Annotated in this window: 23 protein-coding genes and 1 tRNA gene; 16 read left to right on the top strand and 8 right to left on the bottom strand. The window is 61.1% G+C overall.

All coding sequences use genetic code 11. From position 1 onward, the window contains the following. The first annotated feature begins 167 nt into the window (after positions 1–167). From BXA07_RS20985 to BXA07_RS20960, 7 genes are all read left to right on the top strand, one after another. Positions 168–1,538 (top strand): cache domain-containing protein, encoded by a 1,371-nt coding sequence (locus BXA07_RS20985; RefSeq protein WP_076570553.1) that lies wholly within the window; start codon positions 168–170, stop codon positions 1,536–1,538. Positions 1,539–1,549: 11 nt separating this feature from the next. Continuing rightward, positions 1,550–2,179 (top strand): response regulator transcription factor, encoded by a 630-nt coding sequence (locus tag BXA07_RS20980; protein ID WP_076570552.1) that lies wholly within the window; start codon positions 1,550–1,552, stop codon positions 2,177–2,179. 219 nt (positions 2,180–2,398) lie between these two features. Next, the gene (locus BXA07_RS20975; RefSeq protein WP_076570550.1) at positions 2,399–3,571 is read left to right on the top strand and encodes an EAL and HDOD domain-containing protein; all 1,173 of its coding nucleotides are present in this window, start codon (positions 2,399–2,401) and stop codon (positions 3,569–3,571) included. Position 3,572: 1 nt separating this feature from the next. Further along, complete coding sequence (locus tag BXA07_RS20970; protein WP_076570548.1) at positions 3,573–5,618, top strand: putative bifunctional diguanylate cyclase/phosphodiesterase; 2,046 nt, start codon at positions 3,573–3,575, stop codon at positions 5,616–5,618. Positions 5,619–5,754: 136 nt separating this feature from the next. Further along, positions 5,755–5,844, top strand: a tRNA-Ser gene (locus BXA07_RS20965). Positions 5,845–6,108: 264 nt separating this feature from the next. Continuing rightward, complete coding sequence (locus BXA07_RS30330) at positions 6,109–6,714, top strand: hypothetical protein (RefSeq protein ID WP_139335686.1); 606 nt, start codon at positions 6,109–6,111, stop codon at positions 6,712–6,714. A 334-nt stretch (positions 6,715–7,048) separates the two neighbouring features. Continuing rightward, positions 7,049–7,360: a GFA family protein gene (locus BXA07_RS20960; RefSeq protein WP_212592347.1), complete on the top strand. Its 312-nt coding sequence runs from the start codon at positions 7,049–7,051 to the stop codon at positions 7,358–7,360. A gap of 96 nt (positions 7,361–7,456) precedes the next feature. Here BXA07_RS20960 and BXA07_RS20955 read toward each other — a convergent pair whose 3' ends face one another. The 3 genes from BXA07_RS20955 to BXA07_RS20940 all read right to left on the bottom strand — a co-directional run bounded on the left by BXA07_RS20955 (position 7,457) and on the right by BXA07_RS20940 (position 10,160). Then, positions 7,457–7,840, bottom strand: coding sequence for a c-type cytochrome (locus BXA07_RS20955; protein WP_076570546.1), 384 nt, complete (start codon positions 7,838–7,840; stop codon positions 7,457–7,459). Positions 7,841–8,075: 235 nt separating this feature from the next. Next, positions 8,076–8,687, bottom strand: a complete 612-nt coding sequence (locus BXA07_RS20950) for a hypothetical protein (RefSeq protein WP_083708438.1) — start codon at positions 8,685–8,687, stop codon at positions 8,076–8,078. Between the two features lie 726 nt (positions 8,688–9,413). Further along, complete coding sequence (locus tag BXA07_RS20940) at positions 9,414–10,160, bottom strand: hypothetical protein (protein WP_139335685.1); 747 nt, start codon at positions 10,158–10,160, stop codon at positions 9,414–9,416. Positions 10,161–10,593: 433 nt separating this feature from the next. Here BXA07_RS20940 and BXA07_RS20935 point away from each other — a divergent pair, with 433 nt between their 5' ends. The 6 genes from BXA07_RS20935 to BXA07_RS20910 all read left to right on the top strand — a co-directional run bounded on the left by BXA07_RS20935 (position 10,594) and on the right by BXA07_RS20910 (position 13,368). Continuing rightward, complete coding sequence (locus BXA07_RS20935) at positions 10,594–10,992, top strand: GNAT family N-acetyltransferase (RefSeq protein WP_076570538.1); 399 nt, start codon at positions 10,594–10,596, stop codon at positions 10,990–10,992. 28 nt (positions 10,993–11,020) lie between these two features. Beyond that, positions 11,021–11,464, top strand: coding sequence for a hypothetical protein (locus BXA07_RS20930; RefSeq protein WP_076570536.1), 444 nt, complete (start codon positions 11,021–11,023; stop codon positions 11,462–11,464). Between the two features lie 104 nt (positions 11,465–11,568). After that, positions 11,569–12,132 carry a hypothetical protein gene (locus BXA07_RS20925; protein ID WP_076570534.1) on the top strand — a complete coding sequence of 188 codons (564 nt, stop codon included), beginning with the start codon at positions 11,569–11,571 and terminating at the stop codon, positions 12,130–12,132. 9 nt (positions 12,133–12,141) lie between these two features. Next, complete coding sequence (locus BXA07_RS30325; protein WP_076570532.1) at positions 12,142–12,450, top strand: hypothetical protein; 309 nt, start codon at positions 12,142–12,144, stop codon at positions 12,448–12,450. Between the two features lie 160 nt (positions 12,451–12,610). Next, on the top strand, positions 12,611–12,808 hold the full coding sequence (locus tag BXA07_RS20915; protein ID WP_076570530.1) for a DUF3079 domain-containing protein: 198 nt from the start codon (positions 12,611–12,613) through the stop codon (positions 12,806–12,808). A 65-nt stretch (positions 12,809–12,873) separates the two neighbouring features. Further along, a complete protein-coding gene (locus BXA07_RS20910) occupies positions 12,874–13,368 on the top strand; it encodes a prolyl-tRNA synthetase associated domain-containing protein (protein WP_139335684.1) in 495 nt (164 codons plus the stop codon). Between the two features lie 7 nt (positions 13,369–13,375). Here BXA07_RS20910 and BXA07_RS20905 read toward each other — a convergent pair whose 3' ends face one another. Next, positions 13,376–14,521: an MFS transporter gene (locus tag BXA07_RS20905; RefSeq protein WP_212592348.1), complete on the bottom strand. Its 1,146-nt coding sequence runs from the start codon at positions 14,519–14,521 to the stop codon at positions 13,376–13,378. Between the two features lie 245 nt (positions 14,522–14,766). Here BXA07_RS20905 and BXA07_RS20900 point away from each other — a divergent pair, with 245 nt between their 5' ends. Then, positions 14,767–15,384: a TetR/AcrR family transcriptional regulator gene (locus tag BXA07_RS20900; protein WP_076570524.1), complete on the top strand. Its 618-nt coding sequence runs from the start codon at positions 14,767–14,769 to the stop codon at positions 15,382–15,384. 3 nt (positions 15,385–15,387) lie between these two features. Here the strand turns inward: BXA07_RS20900 and BXA07_RS20895 are convergent, their stop codons facing one another. Continuing rightward, complete coding sequence (locus BXA07_RS20895; RefSeq protein ID WP_076570521.1) at positions 15,388–15,858, bottom strand: GNAT family N-acetyltransferase; 471 nt, start codon at positions 15,856–15,858, stop codon at positions 15,388–15,390. A 29-nt stretch (positions 15,859–15,887) separates the two neighbouring features. After that, complete coding sequence (locus BXA07_RS20890) at positions 15,888–16,547, bottom strand: XAC2610-related protein (RefSeq protein WP_139335683.1); 660 nt, start codon at positions 16,545–16,547, stop codon at positions 15,888–15,890. A gap of 162 nt (positions 16,548–16,709) precedes the next feature. Between BXA07_RS20890 and BXA07_RS20885 the strand changes: the two genes are divergently transcribed. Further along, the gene (locus BXA07_RS20885; protein ID WP_076570516.1) at positions 16,710–17,366 is read left to right on the top strand and encodes a tetratricopeptide repeat protein; all 657 of its coding nucleotides are present in this window, start codon (positions 16,710–16,712) and stop codon (positions 17,364–17,366) included. Here BXA07_RS20885 and BXA07_RS20880 read toward each other — a convergent pair. Together BXA07_RS20880 and BXA07_RS20875 are read right to left on the bottom strand one after the other, a co-directional pair. After that, entirely contained in the window at positions 17,353–18,330 is a 978-nt protein-coding gene (locus tag BXA07_RS20880; RefSeq protein WP_076570514.1) for a ribonuclease Z, read from the bottom strand. The genes BXA07_RS20885 and BXA07_RS20880 overlap by 14 nt on opposite strands. Positions 18,331–18,376: 46 nt before the next feature. After that, positions 18,377–19,876 (bottom strand): metal-dependent hydrolase family protein, encoded by a 1,500-nt coding sequence (locus BXA07_RS20875; protein ID WP_076570512.1) that lies wholly within the window; start codon positions 19,874–19,876, stop codon positions 18,377–18,379. 363 nt (positions 19,877–20,239) lie between these two features. On the opposite strand from BXA07_RS20875, the gene BXA07_RS20870 reads away from it, so the two are divergent. Beyond that, a complete protein-coding gene (locus BXA07_RS20870; RefSeq protein WP_076570510.1) occupies positions 20,240–20,623 on the top strand; it encodes a hypothetical protein in 384 nt (127 codons plus the stop codon). Positions 20,624–20,633: the final 10 nt, after the last annotated feature.

Below are 20,633 nucleotides of genomic sequence, written 5' to 3'. Positions count from 1 at the left end.
TTACTTTTGGTGTATTTGCAGCTTATGGCGAGTATTCAGGAATCATATAATTGCCGCAAGCGCAAGACTACGCAGTAACGCTCAGTATTACTACGCAGGCCGATCGCCGCGCGGCGACGTAAAATCACGCCTTCCCACCAGCAAAGACGCCGCCGGAGCGCCAGGCCATGAAACTCAGACAGAAAGTCATCTTCCTGGCCATCACGCCGCTGATCCTCGCCCTGTGCACGATCGCTTTTGCCGTGCGGCACCAGGCCATCACCCTGGCCGAACAGCAGCGCGCCACCATCCAGCAAGCCTACCTGGCCAGCAAGGAAGCCGAGCTCAAGCACTACGTGACCCTGGCCAGCCATTCCATCGCTTCCCTGTACGGCTCGGGGCGCAAGGATGCCGCCACGCAAGAGGAAGCCAAGCGCATCCTCGCCTCGCTCAGCTATGGCGACGATGGCTATTTCTTCATCTATGATTTGCAGGGCAAGTCGCTGATGCACCCGCGCCAGCCCGAACTGGTGGGGCAGAACCTGTGGGAGTTGCGGGACGCGGACGGCAACCTGACCATCCAGCGCCTGATGCAGCGGGCCAGGAGCGGCGGCGGCTTCGAGCGCTACAACTGGATCAAGCCGTCGACGAACAAGTCGGCGCCCAAGCTCGGCTATGTGATACTGATGCCGGAATGGGGCTGGATGATGGGCACCGGCATCTACATGGATGACGTGGACCAGGCGCTGGCCAAGGTCGATGCCCAGCAGTCGCGCAATATCCGCTCGACCATGGAACTGATCGCCGCCATCGCCATCTTCGGCGCCCTGCTGGTGGCCGCCTGCGGCCTGGCGCTGAACCTGCGCGAGCTGCGCGTGGCCGACGCCAAGCTGAAAGTGCTGGCACAGCGCGTGGTCGAGTCGCAGGAAGAAGAGCGGGCACGGCTGTCGCGTGACTTGCACGACGGCATCAGCCAGTGGCTCGTGTCGATCAAGCTGCAGATCGAGGCGGGCATCGCGCGCCTGGCCGGCAATGCCGAACAGAAAGACAAGGCGCCGGCCACGTTCGAGCGGGCCGCCGAGCAGCTCAACAAGGTGCTGGGCGAGGTGCGGCGCATTTCACACAACCTGCGCCCGGCCATCCTCGACGACCTGGGCCTGGCCGCCGCGCTCGACCATCTCGTGCATGAATTTAACGACAGCAGCAGCGCGCAAGCCAGTTTCACGGCCAGCCCCGCGGCGGCGGGCGAGGGCTTGCCCGACATGGTCAATACCGTCCTGTTCCGCATCGCCCAGGAAGCGCTGACGAACAGCGAGCGCCATGCCCACGCCAGCGCCGTCGAGGTCAGCCTGCGCGAGGCGGGCAAGACGGTGGAGCTGCGCATCGGCGACAATGGTGGCGGCTTCGACTTCGACGGCATCGCCCTGCACCCGCAGCGCGGCATCGGCCTGCGCAACATGACGGAACGCATGGAAGCCATCGGCGGCAGCCTGCACATCACCTCGTCCCCGGCCGGCACCGTGGTGCTGGCGCGGCTCGGCCTTTCCTCCATTGACTAATAATGAGAACCATGAGCGACACGATCCGAATTTTGCTGGTGGACGACCACCCCCTCGTGCGCGACGGCCTGCGCGCGCGCCTGGAAGCGGTGGCGCATTTCGACGTGGTGGCCGAGGCGGGCGGTGCCGACGAGGCGCTGGCCCAGGCGCGCCTTCACCAGGTGGACCTCGTCTTGATGGATATCAATATGCGCGGCACGAATGGCATCGAAGCGACGGCCCTGTTCAAGCAGGCGTTTCCGCAGATTGCCGTGCTGATCCTGTCCATGCACGACAAGCTCGAATACGTGTCGCAAGCCATCGCCGCCGGCGCGCGCGGCTATGTGCTCAAAGATGCTCCGGGGAAAGATATCGTCTTCGCCATCGAGACGGTGATGTCCGGCGGCATTTACTACAGCGCCGCCCTGGCGCGGCAGCTGTCGCGGCCGCAAGTCCACGACTCCTTCCTCACCACGCGCGAGCAGCAGGTGCTGCAGCACATCGCGGCGGGCCAGTCGAACAAGCAGATCGCGCGCGAACTGGACCTGAGCGTGCGCACGGTGGAAACGCACCGGCTGAACATCAAGCGCAAGCTCGGCATCGAAGGGCAGGCCGAACTGATCAAATACGCGGTCGAGCACGCGCATGGCGGCAGCGCCTGAACGGATGCGTGCAAAGCAGTGTATTTTTTAAAACCCGCATGACAGGCTGGTCTCCCAGGGAAATGTTTTTTTTGAACATTTATTGCTAATATTAAACTGTTTCGTCCGTGAGATTCAGATAGAATGATTCTTGCTGTCGAAATGGCATCCCTGTCGGGCCAGGGTTGCCAATGCTGGTCAGTTTATTTACTATGGCGCCCTACCCACACTGAGATACCGATGTCAGCGTCTGAATCAAACCTGTTTCCTTTGGTGGGATTACAAGCAGTTGCCAATGCTCATAACGAGTGGGTCGCTGTCACCTTGCACGTGCCGCAGGCCTCGACGGCGCCGCTGCTGGCGGCGCTGGCCGCTGCCGACGCGTATGCCTTCCTGGCGCCGCTCGACTGCATCATTCCCCTGGCCGACCCGCATGGCGTGGACGAGGCCGTGCTGGCGCAACTGGCGCCGCAGCGCACCATCTTCCGTTTGCCGGCTGTCTTTGCCGGCGATAAACAAATCCAGAAGAAATGCCAGCAGTGGCGCGATGCCGGCTACCGCATCCTGCTCGATGGCGCCGGCGCCGGTCCCGTGGCGGCGGCGCAGGCCGAGGCGCGCGCGCTCGCCATCGACGCGGGCGGAGAACTGCCGGGCCTGCACCAGCTGCTGCCGCTGCCGGGACCGCACCTGGCCTACAACATCGTCAATGCACAGCAGTTTGCTGCATTGCAAGAACTCGGCGTCAGCTGGTTTGCCGGCGACTACGCCTTGCACCATGCGCGCCAGCAAAGCGAGCCGGAAGACGCCACCTCGCGCCGCCGCGTGCTCGCACTGCTGGGCTTGCTGGCCCGCGATGCCGACGCGCACGAGCTGGAAGTGCCGCTCAAGCAAGACCCATCGCTCAGCTATCATTTATTGAAACTGGTCAATTCAGCCGCGTTCGGCTTCACGGCGCCGATTACCGGCTTCAGCCAGGCCATCACCCTGCTGGGCCGGCGCCAGCTGCAGCGCTGGCTGCAACTGCTGCTGTATGCGCGGCAACAGGACGATGGCAAGATCCACGCGCTGCTGCCGCTGGCGGCCGTGCGCGCGGCGCAGATGGAAGCGCTGTGCCAGCTGCGCGGCGGCGACCGCGACGCGCAGGACCTGGCCTTCATGACGGGCGTGTTTTCCCTGCTCGACGTCCTGCTGGGCATGCCCATGGAAGAGATCATCGCCACCCTGAACCTGGCGCCCGAAGTGAGCGCTGCCTTGCTGGAACGCAACGGCGAGCTGGGCGCCTTGCTGGCGCTGGTGGAAAGCAGCGCGCCCCCGCCCGACGGCTTGCGCCGCGCCGGCATCGATGGAGAAACCTACTGGCGCAGCCTGCTACAGGCCTACCAGTGGGCCATCCAGGTCAGCCGGAACCTGTAGCATGACCTTGCTGCCGGTGTCGGATTACCTCGGTGACAGCGCCGCCCTGTGCGACGCCGTCGTGCGCTTGCGTGGCCCGGCACTGATGGCCGAACTGGGCCGCATCGCCGGCGCCGTGACGGCCAGCCCGCATGCCCAATTCCTGCCTGCGGCCAGCGCCCAGGGTGCCGCGCCGCGCATGCCGTTTGCGCGCGACACGCCCGCCCTGCTGCAGGATGTCAGTTTCGACGGCCATTGCTTCGGCCATTACGCCGTGGCCGGCCGCAACGCCTACAACGACGCCGACCGCCGCCACCTGGCCAGCCTGGCGTCGCTGACGGCCGGCGTGCTGCAGGTGCACTCGCTGGCGCAGCGCTCGACCCATGCGTTTGCGCAAGTCGAAGCCCTGCTGGCGCAGCAGACGCAAATCCTCGACCAGCTGCACGAATCCGTGCTGACGATGGACTTGACGGGCTACATCACCAGCTGGAACAAGGGCGCCGAGCGCCTGTTCGGCTACACCTCGGTGGAAGCCGTGGGGCGCAACATCCTGTTCCTGTACGACGACGAGGACACGGGTTTCCACGACGCCTTCCTGGAGCAGGGCGGGCGCCTGATGGAAGTGCGCCGCCGCAAGAAGTCGGGCGAGATATTCTGGGCCAGCCTGTCCCTGTCGCCGCTGCACGACATGGACGACAAGCCCATCGGCCTCATCGCCTACCTGACGGACATCACGGAACGCAAGCTGGCCGAAGAGCGCTTGCACCACCTGGCGTATTACGATCCGCTGACCAGCCTGCCCAACCGCACCCTGCTGGCCAAGCTGGTCGACCAGGCCTTGAGCGTGGCGCAGCGCAGCAAGATGCTCGGCTGCGTGCTGTTCATCGACCTGAACCGTTTTAAGCTGATCAACGACACCCTGGGCCGGCGCATCGGCGACGAACTGCTGCGCCAGGTCTCGTTGCGTTTCCGCCAAGCATTGCGCGACCAGGACCTGGTGGCGCGCCTGGGCGGCGACGAGTTCGCCGTCGGCCTGTTCGACATCGGCCAGCATTTCGAGGCCAGCATGGTGGCGCAAAAGCTGCTGGCCTCGCTGGTGGAACCGTTCCTGATCGAAGGCCACGACCTGCGCGTGGGCGCCAGCATCGGCATCAGCGTGTATCCGCAGGACGGGCAGGACGCGGAAACCCTGCTGCGCCTGGCCGACATCGCCATGTACCGCGCCAAGCAGGACAGCGGCGGCGAGGCGGAAAGCGTGGCCTTCTACAGCCATGACATGAACCTGGGCATGCAGGCGCGCATGCGCCTGGAAACGGGCTTGCGCCAGGCGCTAGCGGAACAGCAACTGCTGCTGCACTACCAGCCCAAGTACGCGCTGGGCAGCGGGCGCATCATCGGCGCCGAAGCCCTCGTGCGCTGGCACCACCCGCAGCACGGCATGATTCCGCCCGCCGAGTTCATTCCCCTGGCCGAATCGACGGGCCTGGTGGTGCAGGTGGGCGAATGGGTGCTGGAAGCGGCCTGCGCCCAGGCGCAAGCATGGAAACTGGCCGGCCTGCCGCCCATCCGCCTGGCCGTCAACGTCTCCGCCCGCGAATTCACGGCAGCCCTGCCCGCCAGGGTGGCAGCCACGCTGGCCCGCTACGGCCTGGAAGCGGCCTGGCTGGAGCTGGAAATCACGGAAAGCACCCTGATGCACAACATCGAGAGGGTCATCGGCATCATGGACCGCATCACGGCCCTGGGCGTGGCCCTGTCGCTGGACGACTTCGGCACCGGTTACTCAAGCTTGTCCTACCTCAAGCGCTTCCCCATCGACACCTTGAAAATCGACCGCTCCTTCACCACCGGCATCCCGACCGACGCCAGCGACTGCGCCATCGCCAGCACCATCATCAGCATCGCCCAGCAGTTGCACCACAAAGTCATCGCGGAAGGCGTGGAAACGGCCGAGCAGCTGGCCTTCCTGAAGAGTTCGGGCTGCGACGAAGTACAGGGCTACCTCTTCTCGCGCCCCTTGCCGGCGCGCGAGTTCGAGCGGGCGCTGCGGGAAAACTGGGGCGTGTAAGCTTCGTGCTTGGCTATGCCGGCAGAGGAATTGAACCCGCCGGATCTGACCCGAGTGTTTGCGATGGGCGGAAATATGCTGCTGACGGCGCTAGCCATTGGTAAGCCACTGCGCTTTATGTATAATGCTGCCATCTGGAAGCGTGGCCGAGTGGTTGAAGGCACTAGTCTTGAAAACTAGCGACGGGTTACACTGTTCGTGAGTTCGAATCTCACCGCTTCCGCCAAGAAATAAAGAAACCGCCTTCGGGCGGTTTTTTATTGCCTGGCGGAAGCGAGCAGGGCGCCTTCGCGCCCTGCGCGTGAGATTCGAAGGGCTGGGCCTACCGGCCCAGCCCTCTCCGAATCCTCCACCTGCTGCCGCTGCGCGGCAGCCTCGCGCGCCGTGGGCGCGCGTTCGTGGTTCTAATTAGGCTCTCTGCTAAGTACGCTTTCACAGCACCCGACGCCTCAGCCCGTGTCCGAATGGCGGACCTGACCCTCGCGTCCACGTGCCCCTCGCGTCCAACCCAGTTCAAATCGGTAAACTTGGTAATGTAACCAAAGACGGGTATAGAACAAATAGTTCTTTTGGGATACTATTATTATTTCCCCTGCAAGCTTGGAGTTGTGGAAAAATTAATCTTCATATCATTGTATACAAGGGGATGCATTTGAATTTCTTGAGATTTTTAGCAGTAACAACGGGAGCAATGTTTATTTTCGGCAATGTCGCCGCTGCCGAATGGCAGCCACTTCCTGGTGGGAGGGAGGGCACATTTTACGATGTGCAAAGTGTGATAAACGAAAAAGGAAACTATCACGTAATTGAACGCGAATACATACATAAGGATCGCCTGGCAACTTGGGGAGGGGCGATAAGTAAAAATTTACAACCAGGAGCGTACATTGATTACTCCCATCTAATGAACTGCCAAAAACGGCGCACATATGAAATGTTCGTCCAGTTCTACGACCATGCGGGTAAAAAAATTTCTTACCTTGATGGTCGTGGAAAACCTGCATCAGAGAGTATTGATGACATTAGGTTTGATGGAGCACACAATAATTTATTCCTCCTTTTTAATAAGCTTTGTGGAAGTAGTACAAAGAAGTAAATAAATTTAAAATTTTCCGCGTAGGTATTTTTGTAGGTACAGTTTTCGTCTTGTGCTCTGAATGCATTGTATTCCTTGCTATTCGTATTACACCGCTCCGCCAGTAAATAAAGAAACCGCCTTCGGGCGGTTTTTTGCTTGCCAGAAGCGCGCAGGGCGGCGTGGTTCTCATCAGCTTTTCGACCGAACCAGCCTGCACGACGGCCAACGCCTCAGGCCGTATCCGAACGACAAGCCAGGCCCTCGCGCCCGCACCGTTCTTGGGCTCGGGTCCTGAAAGACTATCCATGAATAAATTGTCTTTTTAGAAATACTGTGTAAAGATACAGTATCAATGTTTAAAAAGGCGGGAGCGAGTGCCCTGGCCTTCGTGGAAAAAAATTCATTTACCTTGCTGGAGGGGCGCGAATTTATTCAGCGATATGCGCCAGAGCCTCCCTTTCAATATGCAAGAACTTTTTGCAAAAACTGCGGCACTTCGTTGGGGGATGTCGGCTCGGAGAATGATTCATTTCCCATATCCCTTAACTGCCTGGATGACGACCCAGGGGCAAGAATACAGTTTCATGTTTATGTTGGCTCCAAGCCCGCATGGTATGATATTTGTGATAATGCAAAACAGTTTCTAGAGAGTCCGGCATCATAAGAAAAGCCAGTCATGTGACTGGCTTTTTTATCGCGCTCTGAGATCGCGAACAGGAATCCATGCATAAAATGGCAGGCTCTTGATTTCTTAGCTACATCATCGACTCTTGGTAATCACCCCACTCATGTATTGATTCAGGTCGCGAAAATCCTGAACTTTCCAGGCATACGGCGGTATCTTCACGCCATTCTCCCGCAAGGTTTTTGGAATCAAGTCGCCATTGGGGCGGAGTATGACCGATGACACGATAACGCCCGGATATTCCTTCAGGCGTTTTTTGAAAGCGGATGTCGTCAGGTCAGGCGTGGGGGGATTGCTTTTGTTCGCCAATGCGCCGCTGCCCTTGATATCCGCTCCATGGCATACGGCGCATCTTTGTACATAAAGATTTTTCCCGTTGACATTCTCTGCGAAAGATAATGGCGCTTGTATCAGCGACAGCATTCCCAGCGTAGCGGTGAATAATATTTTAATTTTCATGCAGTCTTGTCGTATCAGTCAGGTCGGAACCGGGGACAACGCCCGGAATGTGTTTTTCGAGGATTTGTCCCGGCTACTCATTCCATCATTATATCTGCCGGGATTCTCCGCGTGGTGCCGCTGCATATCCGGCGCGGCCATGCCCGGAATTGTTTTGCATGGATAATGTACGCAGGTATTCGGTAATAAAAGCTTGCCGGACACCCGCATGCCGCAGGGCGCCTGGCCGCTGCGTTTATTGGTAAATGGTCAGGTATTTTGCGGGAATGTCGAGCGCGTGGAACTTGCCCGCCAGAGCCAGGTCAATCAGCACGGCGAACACCAGGCCGGCGCCCGCCGGAACGCCGATGGCAAGCCTGCGCACCAGGGGCGAGCGCGCCTGGACTTGCCAGTAGGCGGCGCAGCCCAGGTGCGCGAACAGGGCGAACACGGCGAGGAAGTAATACGGCGCAAAGAACCATGCATAGGGCATCAGGGCAAAACCGGCCGCCGCATAGTAAAAATTGGTGTCGAGTCCGAGCGCGGCGCGGCCGAACAGGACGGCACCGACATGCAACAGCAGGAACAGTGCCAGATAGATGCCCGTGCCGGCCTGCAGCCACGCTGGCAGCACTGCGCGTTTCTTCCAGTTCCGCAGCACCATCCATGTTCCACTGCCACATTGAAACAGCACGCATGCCAGCAGCACGGGCTCGACCGCCGCATGGCGATACAGGGGGCGGATCGCCTCCATGAAGGCGATGTGTGCGGCGGCGCCGGCAATGGCGGCCAGGTGATTGCCAAGATGCAGCAATATAAAGGCGGCCAGGACACAGGCCGACAGGCGGTGCAGCTTGCGTATGCTCATATGCATTCCTGAACGGGGTCGATTCTGCCTGTGTTGTGCTGGCGCCCTGGTGACGCCCACCGCATCGCGAGGCGTGGCGCCGCTCGGGGGCCGAAGCGGTATCTTGCGGTTGTCCGGCAGCATGGCATGCCGGGGCTAGACCGGCTGGGGGCGCGGTACCGGCACGGGGAGGGCCACCATGGCCATGGTCTCGCGGGTATCCTCCTGCCGCTTGGCGCCGCCTTTGGCCTCCTCGGCAAAGGCGGGACGGGCATGGCGGCTGTGTTCATGGGACTCCCTCGGTTGGCAGAGGATGAGGGGAGTATCGTTTACGCGTTGACGCAGGTCTTGAACGTTTGCGACACGCTGCCATGCTTGCACGACGGCAGACGATGCCATCTGCCCGCCGCCACGCGTGGCGCTGGCCTCTTGCGTACGGGTCTGGCTGCCGCGCAGCCCCCCTTGTTCCGCTGCGTTGCCGCCGGCACAGCGTCGCAATCGCTTTCGGCGCAGAAACTGCGCGCGAACTGGCCGACGCCGGCCCGCGCAAGCTGATTGCGCCCGCTCAGGCGGATAAGAGCCATTGCTTGTACCGTATCAGGGGCTGAGCAGGGATCTATTGCCAGGCTGGTCCGTGGATCGCTGGCCTGGCGGCGGGGACGGATTTCTTGAAACAGTGCCGGACAACCGCATAAAGCCTGGCTGTTCCAGGCCCGCAGCCTTGGCGCTTGCCCCGTCGTGTGGCGCTTACGCTATTTCATCGCGCCGGTAGACGAATTCTTGACGGCTGATGCCTTGCGTGACGAAGTCTGCATCGGCCGGTATTTTTTCCCAGAAAAATTCTCGATTGAAGAGTGGAATCTTGTTGAATCTTCGCGAACGGAATATCCATCTGTTCTTTGTGAAATCGCTGTAGCGGTCGCCTTTGAACTGTTTGTGTACAGCGGTGAACGGCAGCAATCGTTCCGCAATATCCGGGAACTTCAGGCCTGGCGTGTCATTCTTGAATTTCTCAAAGATGGCAAATTGATCCCGGCAGATGACTTGAAGAGCGGTTTCCGGAAAACGATAGCGTGGAGACCACAGGACATTCCAGCCTGATTCTATTTCATTGATAAACTTTACCAGGCGGGGCGTCATGATATAGGCGTCCGATTCGATATGGATGATTTTATCCACGCCTAATTCATTTGCCACCTGCACGGAGTGGAGAAAGCTGCGCCACCAGCCGGGGTAATCAGATCCGCTTTGTCGTCCCAGGTTGTTATCAAAGTGAATGATGAGGTTTTTGTCGCCATGGGCAGCCAGCGGCGCGTCATGCGGAATCGTATTGATAATGTCGGCAGGCGGAAGAAATGGCGAGCCATCATCTATCATTATCTTTTTTTCGGCATTGATCGGGATGTTTTCGTAGTAGTCGAGCCACCGCTGGTAGCGACTTTCCCACGATTGGGCATCTTTTATAAAGCTGGTGCAAAATATCATGGCTTTCATTAGCTAAGCACATTCCTTATGTTTGAGTATTTCAGTTTTTCTTGATTGGCTGATTAAAATCTGGATTTTTTTACAGGTGGGAGGCGGCGAATTGGCTGCTTCAGGAGGCCGCGCCGGTCTCTCCGGCGTTTGGCGATTTCTGCCCTGAACGTCAGAAACGTGGCCTGCACCGGCGCGCCAGCCCTCAGATGCAGGCCAAAATGGCCGCAGTACACCGGTATTGAGCGCCGCGCAATTTTTGCGCATGATGCCTCGCCCGCAGCTGCCTGTATCATTGTTGACCATTATAAAGAGTATGCTCGCGGCCCGGCAATCGCAATGTCATCGAGTACCCGTACACGGGTGAACGATGTTTGCCAGGAGCTGCTGCGCTCCGATCATCAACCCGTAACCTCATGCGCGATCGCCTCGCGCTTTTGAACGAATGAAAAATATGAGCGTTGAATATCGTCACAACTTTCCCCTGGATCCGACCGATGTGGTTCGTGTCTTCGATCAATCCGGCATCAAGCGGCCGACTGGCAATCTGCCGAGGATTGCGCGCATGTTTGCCGCGCCCTGCCTCTTGCTGTCGGCTTGGGTGGATGGCGAGTTGGTGGGATTGGCGAGGTCGCTGACCGACCATGCGTATTGCTGCTATCTGTCGGATCTGGCGGTAGACAAGCAATACCAGGGCCTGGGCATCGGCAAGGAGCTGGTCAGACGCACCCAGGCGATCATCGGCGACGAAGTGTCGCTGATTTTGCTCTCCGCGCCCGACGCCATGGCCTACTATCCGGCGCTTGGTTTTGAAGCTGCCGCCAATGCCTACGTGATCCGGCGTACCCATTGAGCGAGCGCTTCCAGGAACTCCTGCCCTGATGAAAACCGTCTACACCCTCGCCGAAGCCCTGGCAAAAGACCCCGGCCGCGTCGCCAAGACCCAGGCCCTCACCCTCGACAGTTCCAGGCCCTGCATGGGCCTGAAAGGCAAGCACGGCCTGTTCGCGTCCGAAGCGTGGTGGAAAAGCATCGCGGCCAGGCGCCTGCAGACGCAAACCTTGACGGGCATCATCGAGCGCACGTACTTCGCGGGCCAGGACAGCCGCCGTGGCGATGAAGTCAATAGCTTTACTTTGCGCCTGGCCGATGGCTCGACAGCCGACGAAAGCATCTACACGCACCACAAGCACGATATCAAGCTGTTCGTGCCCGGCGCCACGGTGACGATGGTCCATGCGCTCGATGAGCTGAAGGCGCCGGCGGCGGACGGTGGTATCGGCCATGCGCGGATCGTGCTGGAAGTGTCTGTTTCTGCGGCATAAGGCCTTATGTTCACTTGATGGCGCTGCCATAAGCCTCCTGTTTCCTGTCAACACCATCCCTCCAGGTTTGCATTACATTAAGGATATTTCATGATGGAATCGAGATGGATGAGGAACTCAGTGGTGAAAGATGGGGGCGAAAATTTCCAGGCAGCACCAACACGAGGGATTTGTCAGGAAATTTTCGTTTGGCAGTGGAAGATTTTCTATATGCAATGAAAGAGGCGGGGATCAGGATTGCAATCAATGCCACCTACAGACCGCCGCAGCGCTCCTACCTGATGCATTATGCGTGGAGACTCGCAAGACAACAGCTTGATCCCCAACACATCCCGAAAATGGCGGGTGTGCATATCGCATGGGATCACGGTGAAATTGACGCATCTGTCAAGGCTGCAAAGGCGATGTCGATCGTCTTGCAGATTAATCGTTTACCCATCAAGCCCGCACTGCGCTCGCAGCATAATTCTGGTCTGGCGATTGATATGGGTTTGCTGTGGAGCGGAACGGTTGAGGTGAAAGATGCGAGCGGTAATCTGGTGAGGATTGCCACTTGGCCGAGAAACGGCATGAACAGGCAACTTATCGCGGTCGCTGCAACATATGGAGTAAAGAAATACAACGGGCCTGGAAGCGACCGGCCGCACTGGTCCAATAATGGCTATTAAAGGAAAGTCATGCGAAAATTTCTTCTGATAGTGCCTATTTGCTTTGTTCTTCCTTTTGCCTTTTCAGCCCAGCCACTCCCTCAAGATGTCAGCAGGTTTATCCATAACGCAGAAGCATGTGAGCACTTGGCGGGAGAATTTGATGGGGAGCTACCGAAGCGGCAGCAGGATGATCTCCTCAAGAACATACATCAATACTGCAAGGTGGCGCAAAATCAGCTGAGAATTCTTGAGGTGAAATATCAAGGCAATGCCAAAGTAATGAAGGTCATCAAGAGTCATGCCAATGATGCGGTAAGCAGTTATGAAAGGGAATGACATTCGCTGGTCTCTTGGGGGCACGCAGGGTGCAAGCTGCCGCCGCAGCAATCTTCGCAAACTTGACCTAAGCAAATTCCTTGCCGAAATTCGTTTGACCGTCCCCCCGCGCCAGGTCTAGAGTCGTCGAAGAGACCTCAACCGACTGTATCCCCACGCCATGGCCAAGCCCTTTCCCTTGAACCCCAAGAACCCCGAACGCATCTGCTGGGGCTGCGACAAGTATTGTCCGCCGGACGCCATGCGCTGCGGAAACGGTTCCGAGCGCACGCAGCATCCGGTCGAGCTGTTTGGCGAAGGCTGGAATGACTGGGGGCTGGCGGCGGCCGATCAGGCCGAGGCGGAGAAAAAACCGTAGCCGTGACTGCGCCGCGATCCGCTACAATTTCCCATCGCACACGCGTCCCCGCTGAGGAAATGCCCATGCAAGAGATCCTTTCCCGCTGGCTGGCAAGCAGTGCCGGCGATTACGCCCTGGTCGAACACCCGGCCGTGCACACCATCGATGAAGCGCTGATCCACGTGCCGCCCATGCCCGGCCTGATGGTGAAAAACCTGTTCGTGCGCGACGAGAAGGGACGCCGGCATATGCTTGTTATCGTGCCTTTCGACAAGCGCGTCGACCTGGCGGCGCTGGGACGGCTGCTGCCAGCGAGTAAGCTGAGCATGGCCTCGCCCGAGCGCCTGCTGCAGCACCTGGGCATCACGCCCGGCTCCGTCAGCCTGTTTGCGCTGATCCATGACGGCGTGCAGGCGGTGGAGCTGGTGCTGGACCAGGCCGTGTGGGATGCCGGCCATATACAAGCCCATCCGCTGCGCAATACGGCCACGGTGGCGCTGTCGCATGCCACCCTGGTCCGTTTCCTCGCGCATACGGGACACGTGCCCCGCATCGTGACGGTGCCGGCAACGCAATAAGACAAACTCAATGCCCGGGCACGGGCGCGCCGCCGCTGCGCCGTCCCGGCCGGAAGCCGTGTGCGCGGGCCGACCAGGCGACCACGAACGCCAGCAGCAGCAACGCCACCATGGCCCACGGGAAAGCGTCCGCGCCCCAGGTTTCCAGCAGGGCGCCGCCCACCACGCCCGCGGCCGCAATCGCGCCATTCCACGCCACCACGTTCATCGACAAGGCCACGTCGGCGCCGCTGCCGGCCGTATCGGCCAGAGCCGTCTGCAACAGCGTTGCCGCGCCGCCAAAGCTCAGGCCCCAGACGGCCATGCCGACATAGATGACGGCAGGAAAGTGCGACGCGACGCCCAGCACGAGGGCCGTGGCGGCGAAGGTCGCCAGGCTGGCCAGCACGGTGGCGCGCAGGTGGCGCTCGACCAATTTCCCCGTGATCCAGATGCCGGCCATGGCCGCCGCGCCGAAGACGAGCAGCACCAGGTCGATGCGCGCCGTCAATCCGGCCGGCGCCACGAACGGGGCGATGTAGGTGTAGAGAATATTGTGCGCCAGCATCCAGGCGATGACGACGGCCAGCACGGGGCGTACGCCCGGCGTCGTGAAGACGCGGCGCAGGGGCAGGCGCTCATGCGCACGCTGGCCCGGGTAGTCCGGCACCTTGGCCAGCACCCAGGCGATCAGGACCAATGTCAGCGCGGAAATGATCCAGAAGGCGGCGCGCCAGCCGACCAGTGAACCGAGCAAGGTGCCCAGCGGCACGCCCAGCGACAGGGCGACGGGCGCGCCCACCATGGCCAGCGCCAGGGCGCGGCCTTGCTGCTGGGGCGCCACCATGCGCCGCGCGTAGCCGGCTAGCAAGCTCCACGCCAGTCCGGCCGCCATGCCGGCAAGGAAGCGGGCTGCAAGGGTCAGCCAGTAGTGTGACGACAGGGCCGTGACGGTATTGAACACGAGAAAGCCGATGATGGTCAGCAGCAGCACGTTGCGGCGGCGCCAGCCGCGCGTGGCGATGGTCAGCGGTATGGCCGCCAGCAGGGAGCCGAGCGCATAGGCCGTGACCATTTGCCCGGCCAGCGCGGCGCTGATGCCGAGCCCCGCGCTGATCTGCGGCAACAAGCCGGCGGGCAAGGTTTCCGTGACGATGCAGATAAAACCCGTCATGGCCAGGGCTAATAAACCCGAAACGGGGAGGCGGTTGGCCAGCGCGGGGCTGGCTCCGGTGGTGAGTGTGGCGTGATTCACGGCAAACATCCTTGTAAAGAGATCAGGCGCAGGAGTGCCCTGACCGTTGTGGCGGTACATATGTATCGATCGGTATAAATATAGGCGATGGCGCGCCGCGTTGTCAATGACTTCTGTATCGAGTAGTATGTAAGTGGTGGTGAATAGACGAGAAGGAGTGATGGATGGCGCAAATGGGACGGCCGCGCACGTTCGACCGGCAGGCAGCCGTCGAGCAGGCCATGTTTTTATTCTGGCAGCAAGGTTATGAATCGACGTCCTTGAGTCAGCTCAAGGCGAGCCTGGGCGGCGGCATTTCCGCGCCCAGCTTTTATGCGGCGTTCGGTTCGAAGGAAGCGCTGTTCCGCGAAGCGGCGCAATGCTATCTGGACACGTTTGCCCGCGTGACGGAGTGTTTATGGGACGATGGCCTGGCGCCGCGCGAAGCCATCGAGCTGGCCTTGCGCCAGTCGGCACGCATGCAGTCCGAGCCGGGCCACCCGCCCGGCTGCATGGTGGCGCTCGGCTGCATGAGCGCGCCGACGGCCGAGCACGCGGCCGTGGCCGCCCCGCTGACCGCTTCGCGCGCGCGCACGCGGGCCGGCTTCGTGCATTGCGTCGAGCGGGGCAGGGACAGCGGTGAATTGCCGGCGGGGACGGATGCAGTGGCGCTGGCGGCCGTGTTCGACAGTTTTCTGTCGGGCGTCGCGATCCAGGCCCGCGACGGCGTGGGCTATGCCGTGTTTGATTCTGCCATTGCGCAGATCCTGTGCGTGTGGGATGCCCGCCGCGTGCCTGGCTAGGCGCTAGGCCGTCCAGCGAAACTCGAGCACGTCGTCGCCATACTTGTCCGTCTCGCCCGTCGCCGTCCAACCCAGGTAGCGGTAGAAGCCGTAGGAGCGCGAGGCGGGGTCGCTGGAGCAGCCGAGGAACAGCCGCTCGTGGCCCTGCGCGCGCAGCTCGGCCATTACCCGTTGCAGCAGGGTCTTGCCGATGCCTAGCCCTTCGAATTGCGGCAGCAGGGCCAGGACGACGATCTCTCCCGTGTCGCGCGCGCCAAAGCAGTAGCCGGCCAGCTGGCCGTCGTGATGGCAGACGTGGCCGGGCAGGCTGCCCGAGCGCATCATCGCGGCCCAGGTGCCGGCCGTGATGCCCACTTCTGCCAGGCGCTCCTGGGAAACGGCGTTCTGCCGTGTCTTGCCGCGCAAGGCGATGAAGGCCGGGGTGTCTTCCGCATTAGCGGCATGGAAAGTAATCGATGCTGAATGTATCGTCATGTGTGCATTGTTGGATGGTCGTGAGGGATTTATTCCCAGGATTTGCGCATGATCTGCGCGTGGCGCTGCCAGTCAACGACTTGGGTCTGTTCGATGGCTTGCTGGCCGGGATTGGCGCTATCGATGATTTCATCCTTGACGATGATCAAGTCATTTTTATCATTGAGGCGATATTCCCGGTAGCGCTCGCAATCCTGTGCCCGCCGGGCGGTGGTGATTAATGTATTTGCCCGCCACGCATAGCTGTCTTCATAAAAGCATTGCGCCGCGCAGCCGCAATTGGCGATGCCGCCTTCGATTCTCTGCCCGGCGATGCTAATGTCCAGATTCGGAATGGCGGACATGGGTTTGTTGAAACGGTATTGCTGCGCTGGCGCATCCCACAGCCACACGTCGGAACAGCGGATGCGTCCCTGGCTATCCGTGTAGCCCGTCACCCACAGGTCGGCATGGCCGTCGAAATTCATGTCGGCCAGCAGCGCGTGCAAATTGCCCGTGCCGCTGCTGCTGCAACTGCCAGCCATCCACCGCTTGCCGGTTTTTATCTGATACGTCTGTTTTTCATCGTGATTGACATAGCGGATATCGGCCGCTTGCCGCACTTTGCCTGTCGCAGCTTTGTCCAGGTGCAAGGTGCCGCCATATGCCGAGGAGGAAAGCAGGGATAAAAACAAAACAATCAGTTTCATGGAGATATTCTTGGGCTGGCACTGTTCTTATGCCTGGATTAAATCGTGCGATCAATGATCATAACGCAGGATTCGGGCAATGCGCCACACGGTTTCTATCGTGCATTCTATGCGTAACAGTGCTGTGTACAATGCCAAAAAATCCCCGAATAAGGAATTCTGATGACATCGTCGCCTGAAACTTTGAATGAAGCGGGCATCCTCGCTTATAACGACGGCAATCACGCTGAGGCATTTAGACAATTTGATGCGGCAGCCGCAGCCGGCGATCCCGCAGGACAGCATTTATTGGCCAGCCTGTATTATCAGGGCCATGGCGTGACGCAAGACTTGCCGAAGGCGGTGGAACTGTTCACGGCCGCCGCGCAGGCGGGCTTTCCGCCGTCGCTGGCCAACCTGGCCCTGATGTATGCGAGCGGCGATGGCGTGGCGCAAGACATGCGGCAGTCGCTGGCCTACGGGCGCCAGGCGGCCGAGGCGGGCGATGGCCAGTCGCAATTCAATCTGGCGCAGGCTTACCGCAAGGGTATTGATGTACCGCAAGACTTCGCCGAGGCGGCGTTCTGGTACAAGCAGGCGGCCGAAGCCGGTTCCCTGTCCGCACAGAATGAATATGGCTTGCTGTACGCGCAAGGGCAGGGCGTGGACCTCGATTACGTGCAGGCGTATGCGTGGATCGCCATGCCGGCCGAGGCGGGCAGCGCGCAATCGATCAAGAACCGCGACCAGCTGCTGGAAATCCTCACGCCCTCACAGCAGCGGGCGGCGCGCGCGCTGGCGGCTGAATACGCAGCGCAGTATGGCGTCAATCCCCACTAGATTTCTTTGCCGGTAACTTGCTGAGCACGCCGGCCGCATCGAGTTCATAGCTGTCGAAATCGCGCGCCAGGAACAGTTCACCCGAGTAGTGCTGCCGCGCTTCCGCTTCCAGCTCGGCCATGCCTTCCGCATTGTGATAGCGGGCGCTGAAGTGGGTGAGGATCAGGTTCGGCAAGCGCACCGCTTCGGCGAACTGCGCCACGCGCTGCACGGAACTGTGCGTGGGGCCGGGGCCCACCTTGTGCAGCATGGCTTCCGTGTAGGTGGCTTCGTGCACGAGCAGTTGCGCGCCGGCACAGGCGTCCGTCAGCAGCGCTGGCGTGTCGTTGTCGCCGCCGATCACCACGGTGGCGCGCTGCGTTTCCGTCTGGCGGAAAGCGGCGGCGCGCAAGACCGTGCCATCGTCGAGCAGCGCATCCTGGCCCGCCTGCAACAGCCCCCAGGCGGGGCCGGGCGGCACGCCCGCCGCCTGCAGGGCCGCCTTGTCCAGTTTCCACCTGCTCGTTTCCAGCGCGAAGCGATACGCGACGCTCGGCGCGCGGTGCGACAGCGCATGGCGCGAGATGGTCAGGCCCATTTCTTCATGCACGACTGGGACACTGTCCACGTCGATATGGATCAGCGGATACGTCAAAAACAGTTCCGTGTGCAGCAGGGTGGCGTCGATCCAGGCCTTGATGGGGGCCGGGGCGATCAGCAGCAAAGGTTTCTTGCGCCCCGTCATGGAGGCGCTGGCCAGCAGGCCCGGCAACCCGTAGCTGTGGTCGCCATGCACGTGGGTGATGCAGATGCCCACCAGGTCGTGCACGGACAAGGGCAGGCGCTGCAGCCGGTGCTGCGTGGCTTCGCCGCAATCAATCATCCACCAGTCGCGGTTGTGCGTGGTTTGCAGGGCCAGCGACGTGACGTTGCGGTGGCGCGTGGGCACGCCGGAAGACGTGCCGAGAAAAGTCAGTTTGAACATGGGCGCATTATGCGGCAAGCCACCGCCGTTGCCAACGCGCCCGCCTTCAGCCTGCCAGCGGCGCGCCCAGTTTGTCCTTGTAGAGGCGGCCGTTCTTCATGATCAGGAACAGGTTTTCCTCGGGATGCGCGAGGAAATCGAGGTTTTTCGTGGGGTCGCCCTCGGCCACCAGCAAGTCGGCCAGCGCGCCCACGGCCAGCTTGCCCAGGGCGCCCGGGTAGGGTGCGCGCTGGCCGGACAGGGCCAGCAATTGTCCATTCTGCCCCGTCGCCTGCGCCAGCAGGGTCAGGGGGTCGTAAAAGCGCGTGAGCTTGGCCAGCTGGCGGCCTTGCGTGGGCGTGTTTTTCGCGTTGAACAGGATATCCGTGCCCCAGCCCGTCCTGATGCCGTACTTTTGCGCCAGCGCATACGCTTGTATCGTACCTTCCGATACGATCCTCTGGCTGGCCTTGCGCGCCGCGTCGGGATACACATTGGCGTCCTCATCCTGCAGGAACGGTTGCAGGCTCCACCACGTGCCCGCGTCGCGCATCATGCGGGCGGACTCGTCATCGGCCAGCTGGCCGTGCTCGATGCTGCGCACGCCCGCGCGGATGGCCCGCTGTATGCCTTTCGGCGTGTAGACGTGGGCCATCACATAGGTGCCCCAGTCGGCGGCCGCTTCCACGCCGGCGCGCAGTTCGCGTTCCGAATACTGCGTGCTGTCGAGCGGGTCGTACGTGGACGCGACGCCGCCGCCGGCCATCATCTTGATCTGCGTCGCGCCCAGCATCAGCTGCTCGCGCACGCGGCGCAGCACTTCCGCCTCGCCATCGGCGATCATGGCCATGCCCGCCGTTTCCGCCATGCCCAGCGGCGCGTTGGCCGCGCGGGGAATCTCCGAGCGCAGGCGGAAGTCGCCATGACCCGAGGTTTGCGAAATCATGGCGCCGGACGGGAAGATGCGCGGGCCGTCGACGATGCCTTCATCGATGGCGCGTTGCAATGCAAACGCGGGGCCGCCGGGATCGCGCACGGACGTGAACCCCCGCAGCAGGGTGCGCCGCGCTTCCTGCGCCGCCACCAGATATAAATAGCCGACGTCGGACGTCATGGCCGTCACCTGGTTGATGGCGGCCAGCATGGTGTGCCAGTGGGCGTCGATCAGGCCCGGCATGAGCAGCTTGCCCTGGCAATCGATCACTTGCGCCCCCTCGACTTTTTCGCCGGCCGGCAGCAGGGCCGTAATCGTCGCCCCCGTCACCAGCACGTGGATGCCGGAGCGGGGCGCCTTGCCCGTGCCATCGAACAGGCGCAGATTGGTCAGCAACAGGGGGCGGTCGGCGGCTTGCGGCTGCTGGGCGATGGCGTTGCCGCTGGACAGGCCGAGGCCGATGAACGGCGCCAGCATGGCGGCCGTGCCGCCGAGAAATTGCCGGCGCTGCATGTCCGCCATCACGCGCTGGTGCAGGATGGTGAAGACGGTGCCGCCGCAGTCGCAGGCGCGCGGCTTCAAGCCGCCCGTCTGCCCCGTGTCCGCCAGATGCTGCTCGTGTGCCAGGGCCATCGCGCCATCCTTTCATCGCTGCCGCGCCGGGAGCGTGGCAGCAGGCAAAGTTAATGATTAGAAACTATTCCCATTGAAAGCCGCCAGCGGTCCCAAGTCAAGCGTGCACTTGCTTTACGGAAAAGAATGTAGCATCGGCTTGCCAAACGGTAAGCTTGCCCCGTGTTTCCGCCGTCACGGCGGCTTAGTGGCAGCCTCGGCAATGGAGATAGAAACTTTGGTCATGAAAATTCACAGAGCATGCTGCCGATCTGTCGCGCGGCCGCCTTGTTGAAACGGGCGGTATTTCGCCAGCCGATTCCGGTAAAGCACGGCTTGCCCGTACAATTGCCCCTTATTTACTTTCTTACCAGGAGTCTTCCGATGCGTATCCCTACCAAACCACTGTTTTCCGCCCTGATCCTCGGCAGCGCCGTCCTGTGTGCCTCCGCTTCCGCCGTCGGCCTGGGTTTCTTGGCCGATACGCCGATGGCTTACCTGAACAAGAACGACAAGCCCGTCTTCGTGAAAGCCGTCACCGACGTGCTCAACGACAAGAAAGATGGCGAAACCGTGCAATGGAGCAATGAAGGCTTGCGCAATTCCGTGCGCATCGCCGCCGACATCACGGCCAGCGATACGGAAAAGACGGATGCGCAAACCTGCCGCAAGGTACAGGTGGGCTTGAACGCCAAGGGCCAGGAACAGACCCTCAAGCTGAAAGTCTGCAAGGCTGGCACGGCCGCGTGGAAAGTGGCGAAGAGCTGATCGTCCGCGC

The organism is Janthinobacterium sp. TND4EL3, from assembly GCF_900156175.1.
In the GTDB taxonomy this organism is placed as follows: Bacteria; Pseudomonadota; Gammaproteobacteria; order Burkholderiales; family Burkholderiaceae_D; genus Janthinobacterium.
Note: the sequence above shows the minus strand (reverse complement) of the source record. Positions and strands in the feature narration are given on the sequence as shown.

What these genes read in the sequence shown, in the direction of transcription:
- BXA07_RS20895 (WP_076570521.1), bottom strand. Translation starts at nt 15,858, where the DNA reads ATGACGATACATTCAGCATCGATTACTTTCCATGCCGCTAATGCGGAA.
- BXA07_RS20910 (WP_139335684.1), top strand. Translation starts at nt 12,874, where the DNA reads ATGCAAGAGATCCTTTCCCGCTGGCTGGCAAGCAGTGCCGGCGATTAC.
- BXA07_RS20980 (WP_076570552.1), top strand. Translation starts at nt 1,550, where the DNA reads ATGAGCGACACGATCCGAATTTTGCTGGTGGACGACCACCCCCTCGTG.
- BXA07_RS20960 (WP_212592347.1), top strand. Translation starts at nt 7,049, where the DNA reads ATGTTTAAAAAGGCGGGAGCGAGTGCCCTGGCCTTCGTGGAAAAAAAT.
- BXA07_RS20925 (WP_076570534.1), top strand. Translation starts at nt 11,569, where the DNA reads ATGGATGAGGAACTCAGTGGTGAAAGATGGGGGCGAAAATTTCCAGGC.
- BXA07_RS20905 (WP_212592348.1), bottom strand. Translation starts at nt 14,521, where the DNA reads ATGACGGGTTTTATCTGCATCGTCACGGAAACCTTGCCCGCCGGCTTG.
- BXA07_RS20875 (WP_076570512.1), bottom strand. Translation starts at nt 19,876, where the DNA reads ATGGCCCTGGCACACGAGCAGCATCTGGCGGACACGGGGCAGACGGGC.
- BXA07_RS20870 (WP_076570510.1), top strand. Translation starts at nt 20,240, where the DNA reads ATGCGTATCCCTACCAAACCACTGTTTTCCGCCCTGATCCTCGGCAGC.
- BXA07_RS20970 (WP_076570548.1), top strand. Translation starts at nt 3,573, where the DNA reads ATGACCTTGCTGCCGGTGTCGGATTACCTCGGTGACAGCGCCGCCCTG.
- BXA07_RS20940 (WP_139335685.1), bottom strand. Translation starts at nt 10,160, where the DNA reads ATGAAAGCCATGATATTTTGCACCAGCTTTATAAAAGATGCCCAATCG.
- BXA07_RS20880 (WP_076570514.1), bottom strand. Translation starts at nt 18,330, where the DNA reads ATGTTCAAACTGACTTTTCTCGGCACGTCTTCCGGCGTGCCCACGCGC.
- BXA07_RS20975 (WP_076570550.1), top strand. Translation starts at nt 2,399, where the DNA reads ATGTCAGCGTCTGAATCAAACCTGTTTCCTTTGGTGGGATTACAAGCA.
- BXA07_RS20985 (WP_076570553.1), top strand. Translation starts at nt 168, where the DNA reads ATGAAACTCAGACAGAAAGTCATCTTCCTGGCCATCACGCCGCTGATC.
- BXA07_RS30325 (WP_076570532.1), top strand. Translation starts at nt 12,142, where the DNA reads ATGCGAAAATTTCTTCTGATAGTGCCTATTTGCTTTGTTCTTCCTTTT.
- BXA07_RS20900 (WP_076570524.1), top strand. Translation starts at nt 14,767, where the DNA reads ATGGCGCAAATGGGACGGCCGCGCACGTTCGACCGGCAGGCAGCCGTC.
- BXA07_RS20885 (WP_076570516.1), top strand. Translation starts at nt 16,710, where the DNA reads ATGACATCGTCGCCTGAAACTTTGAATGAAGCGGGCATCCTCGCTTAT.
- BXA07_RS20955 (WP_076570546.1), bottom strand. Translation starts at nt 7,840, where the DNA reads ATGAAAATTAAAATATTATTCACCGCTACGCTGGGAATGCTGTCGCTG.
- BXA07_RS20935 (WP_076570538.1), top strand. Translation starts at nt 10,594, where the DNA reads ATGAGCGTTGAATATCGTCACAACTTTCCCCTGGATCCGACCGATGTG.
- BXA07_RS20930 (WP_076570536.1), top strand. Translation starts at nt 11,021, where the DNA reads ATGAAAACCGTCTACACCCTCGCCGAAGCCCTGGCAAAAGACCCCGGC.
- BXA07_RS20950 (WP_083708438.1), bottom strand. Translation starts at nt 8,687, where the DNA reads ATGAGCATACGCAAGCTGCACCGCCTGTCGGCCTGTGTCCTGGCCGCC.
- BXA07_RS20915 (WP_076570530.1), top strand. Translation starts at nt 12,611, where the DNA reads ATGGCCAAGCCCTTTCCCTTGAACCCCAAGAACCCCGAACGCATCTGC.
- BXA07_RS20890 (WP_139335683.1), bottom strand. Translation starts at nt 16,547, where the DNA reads ATGAAACTGATTGTTTTGTTTTTATCCCTGCTTTCCTCCTCGGCATAT.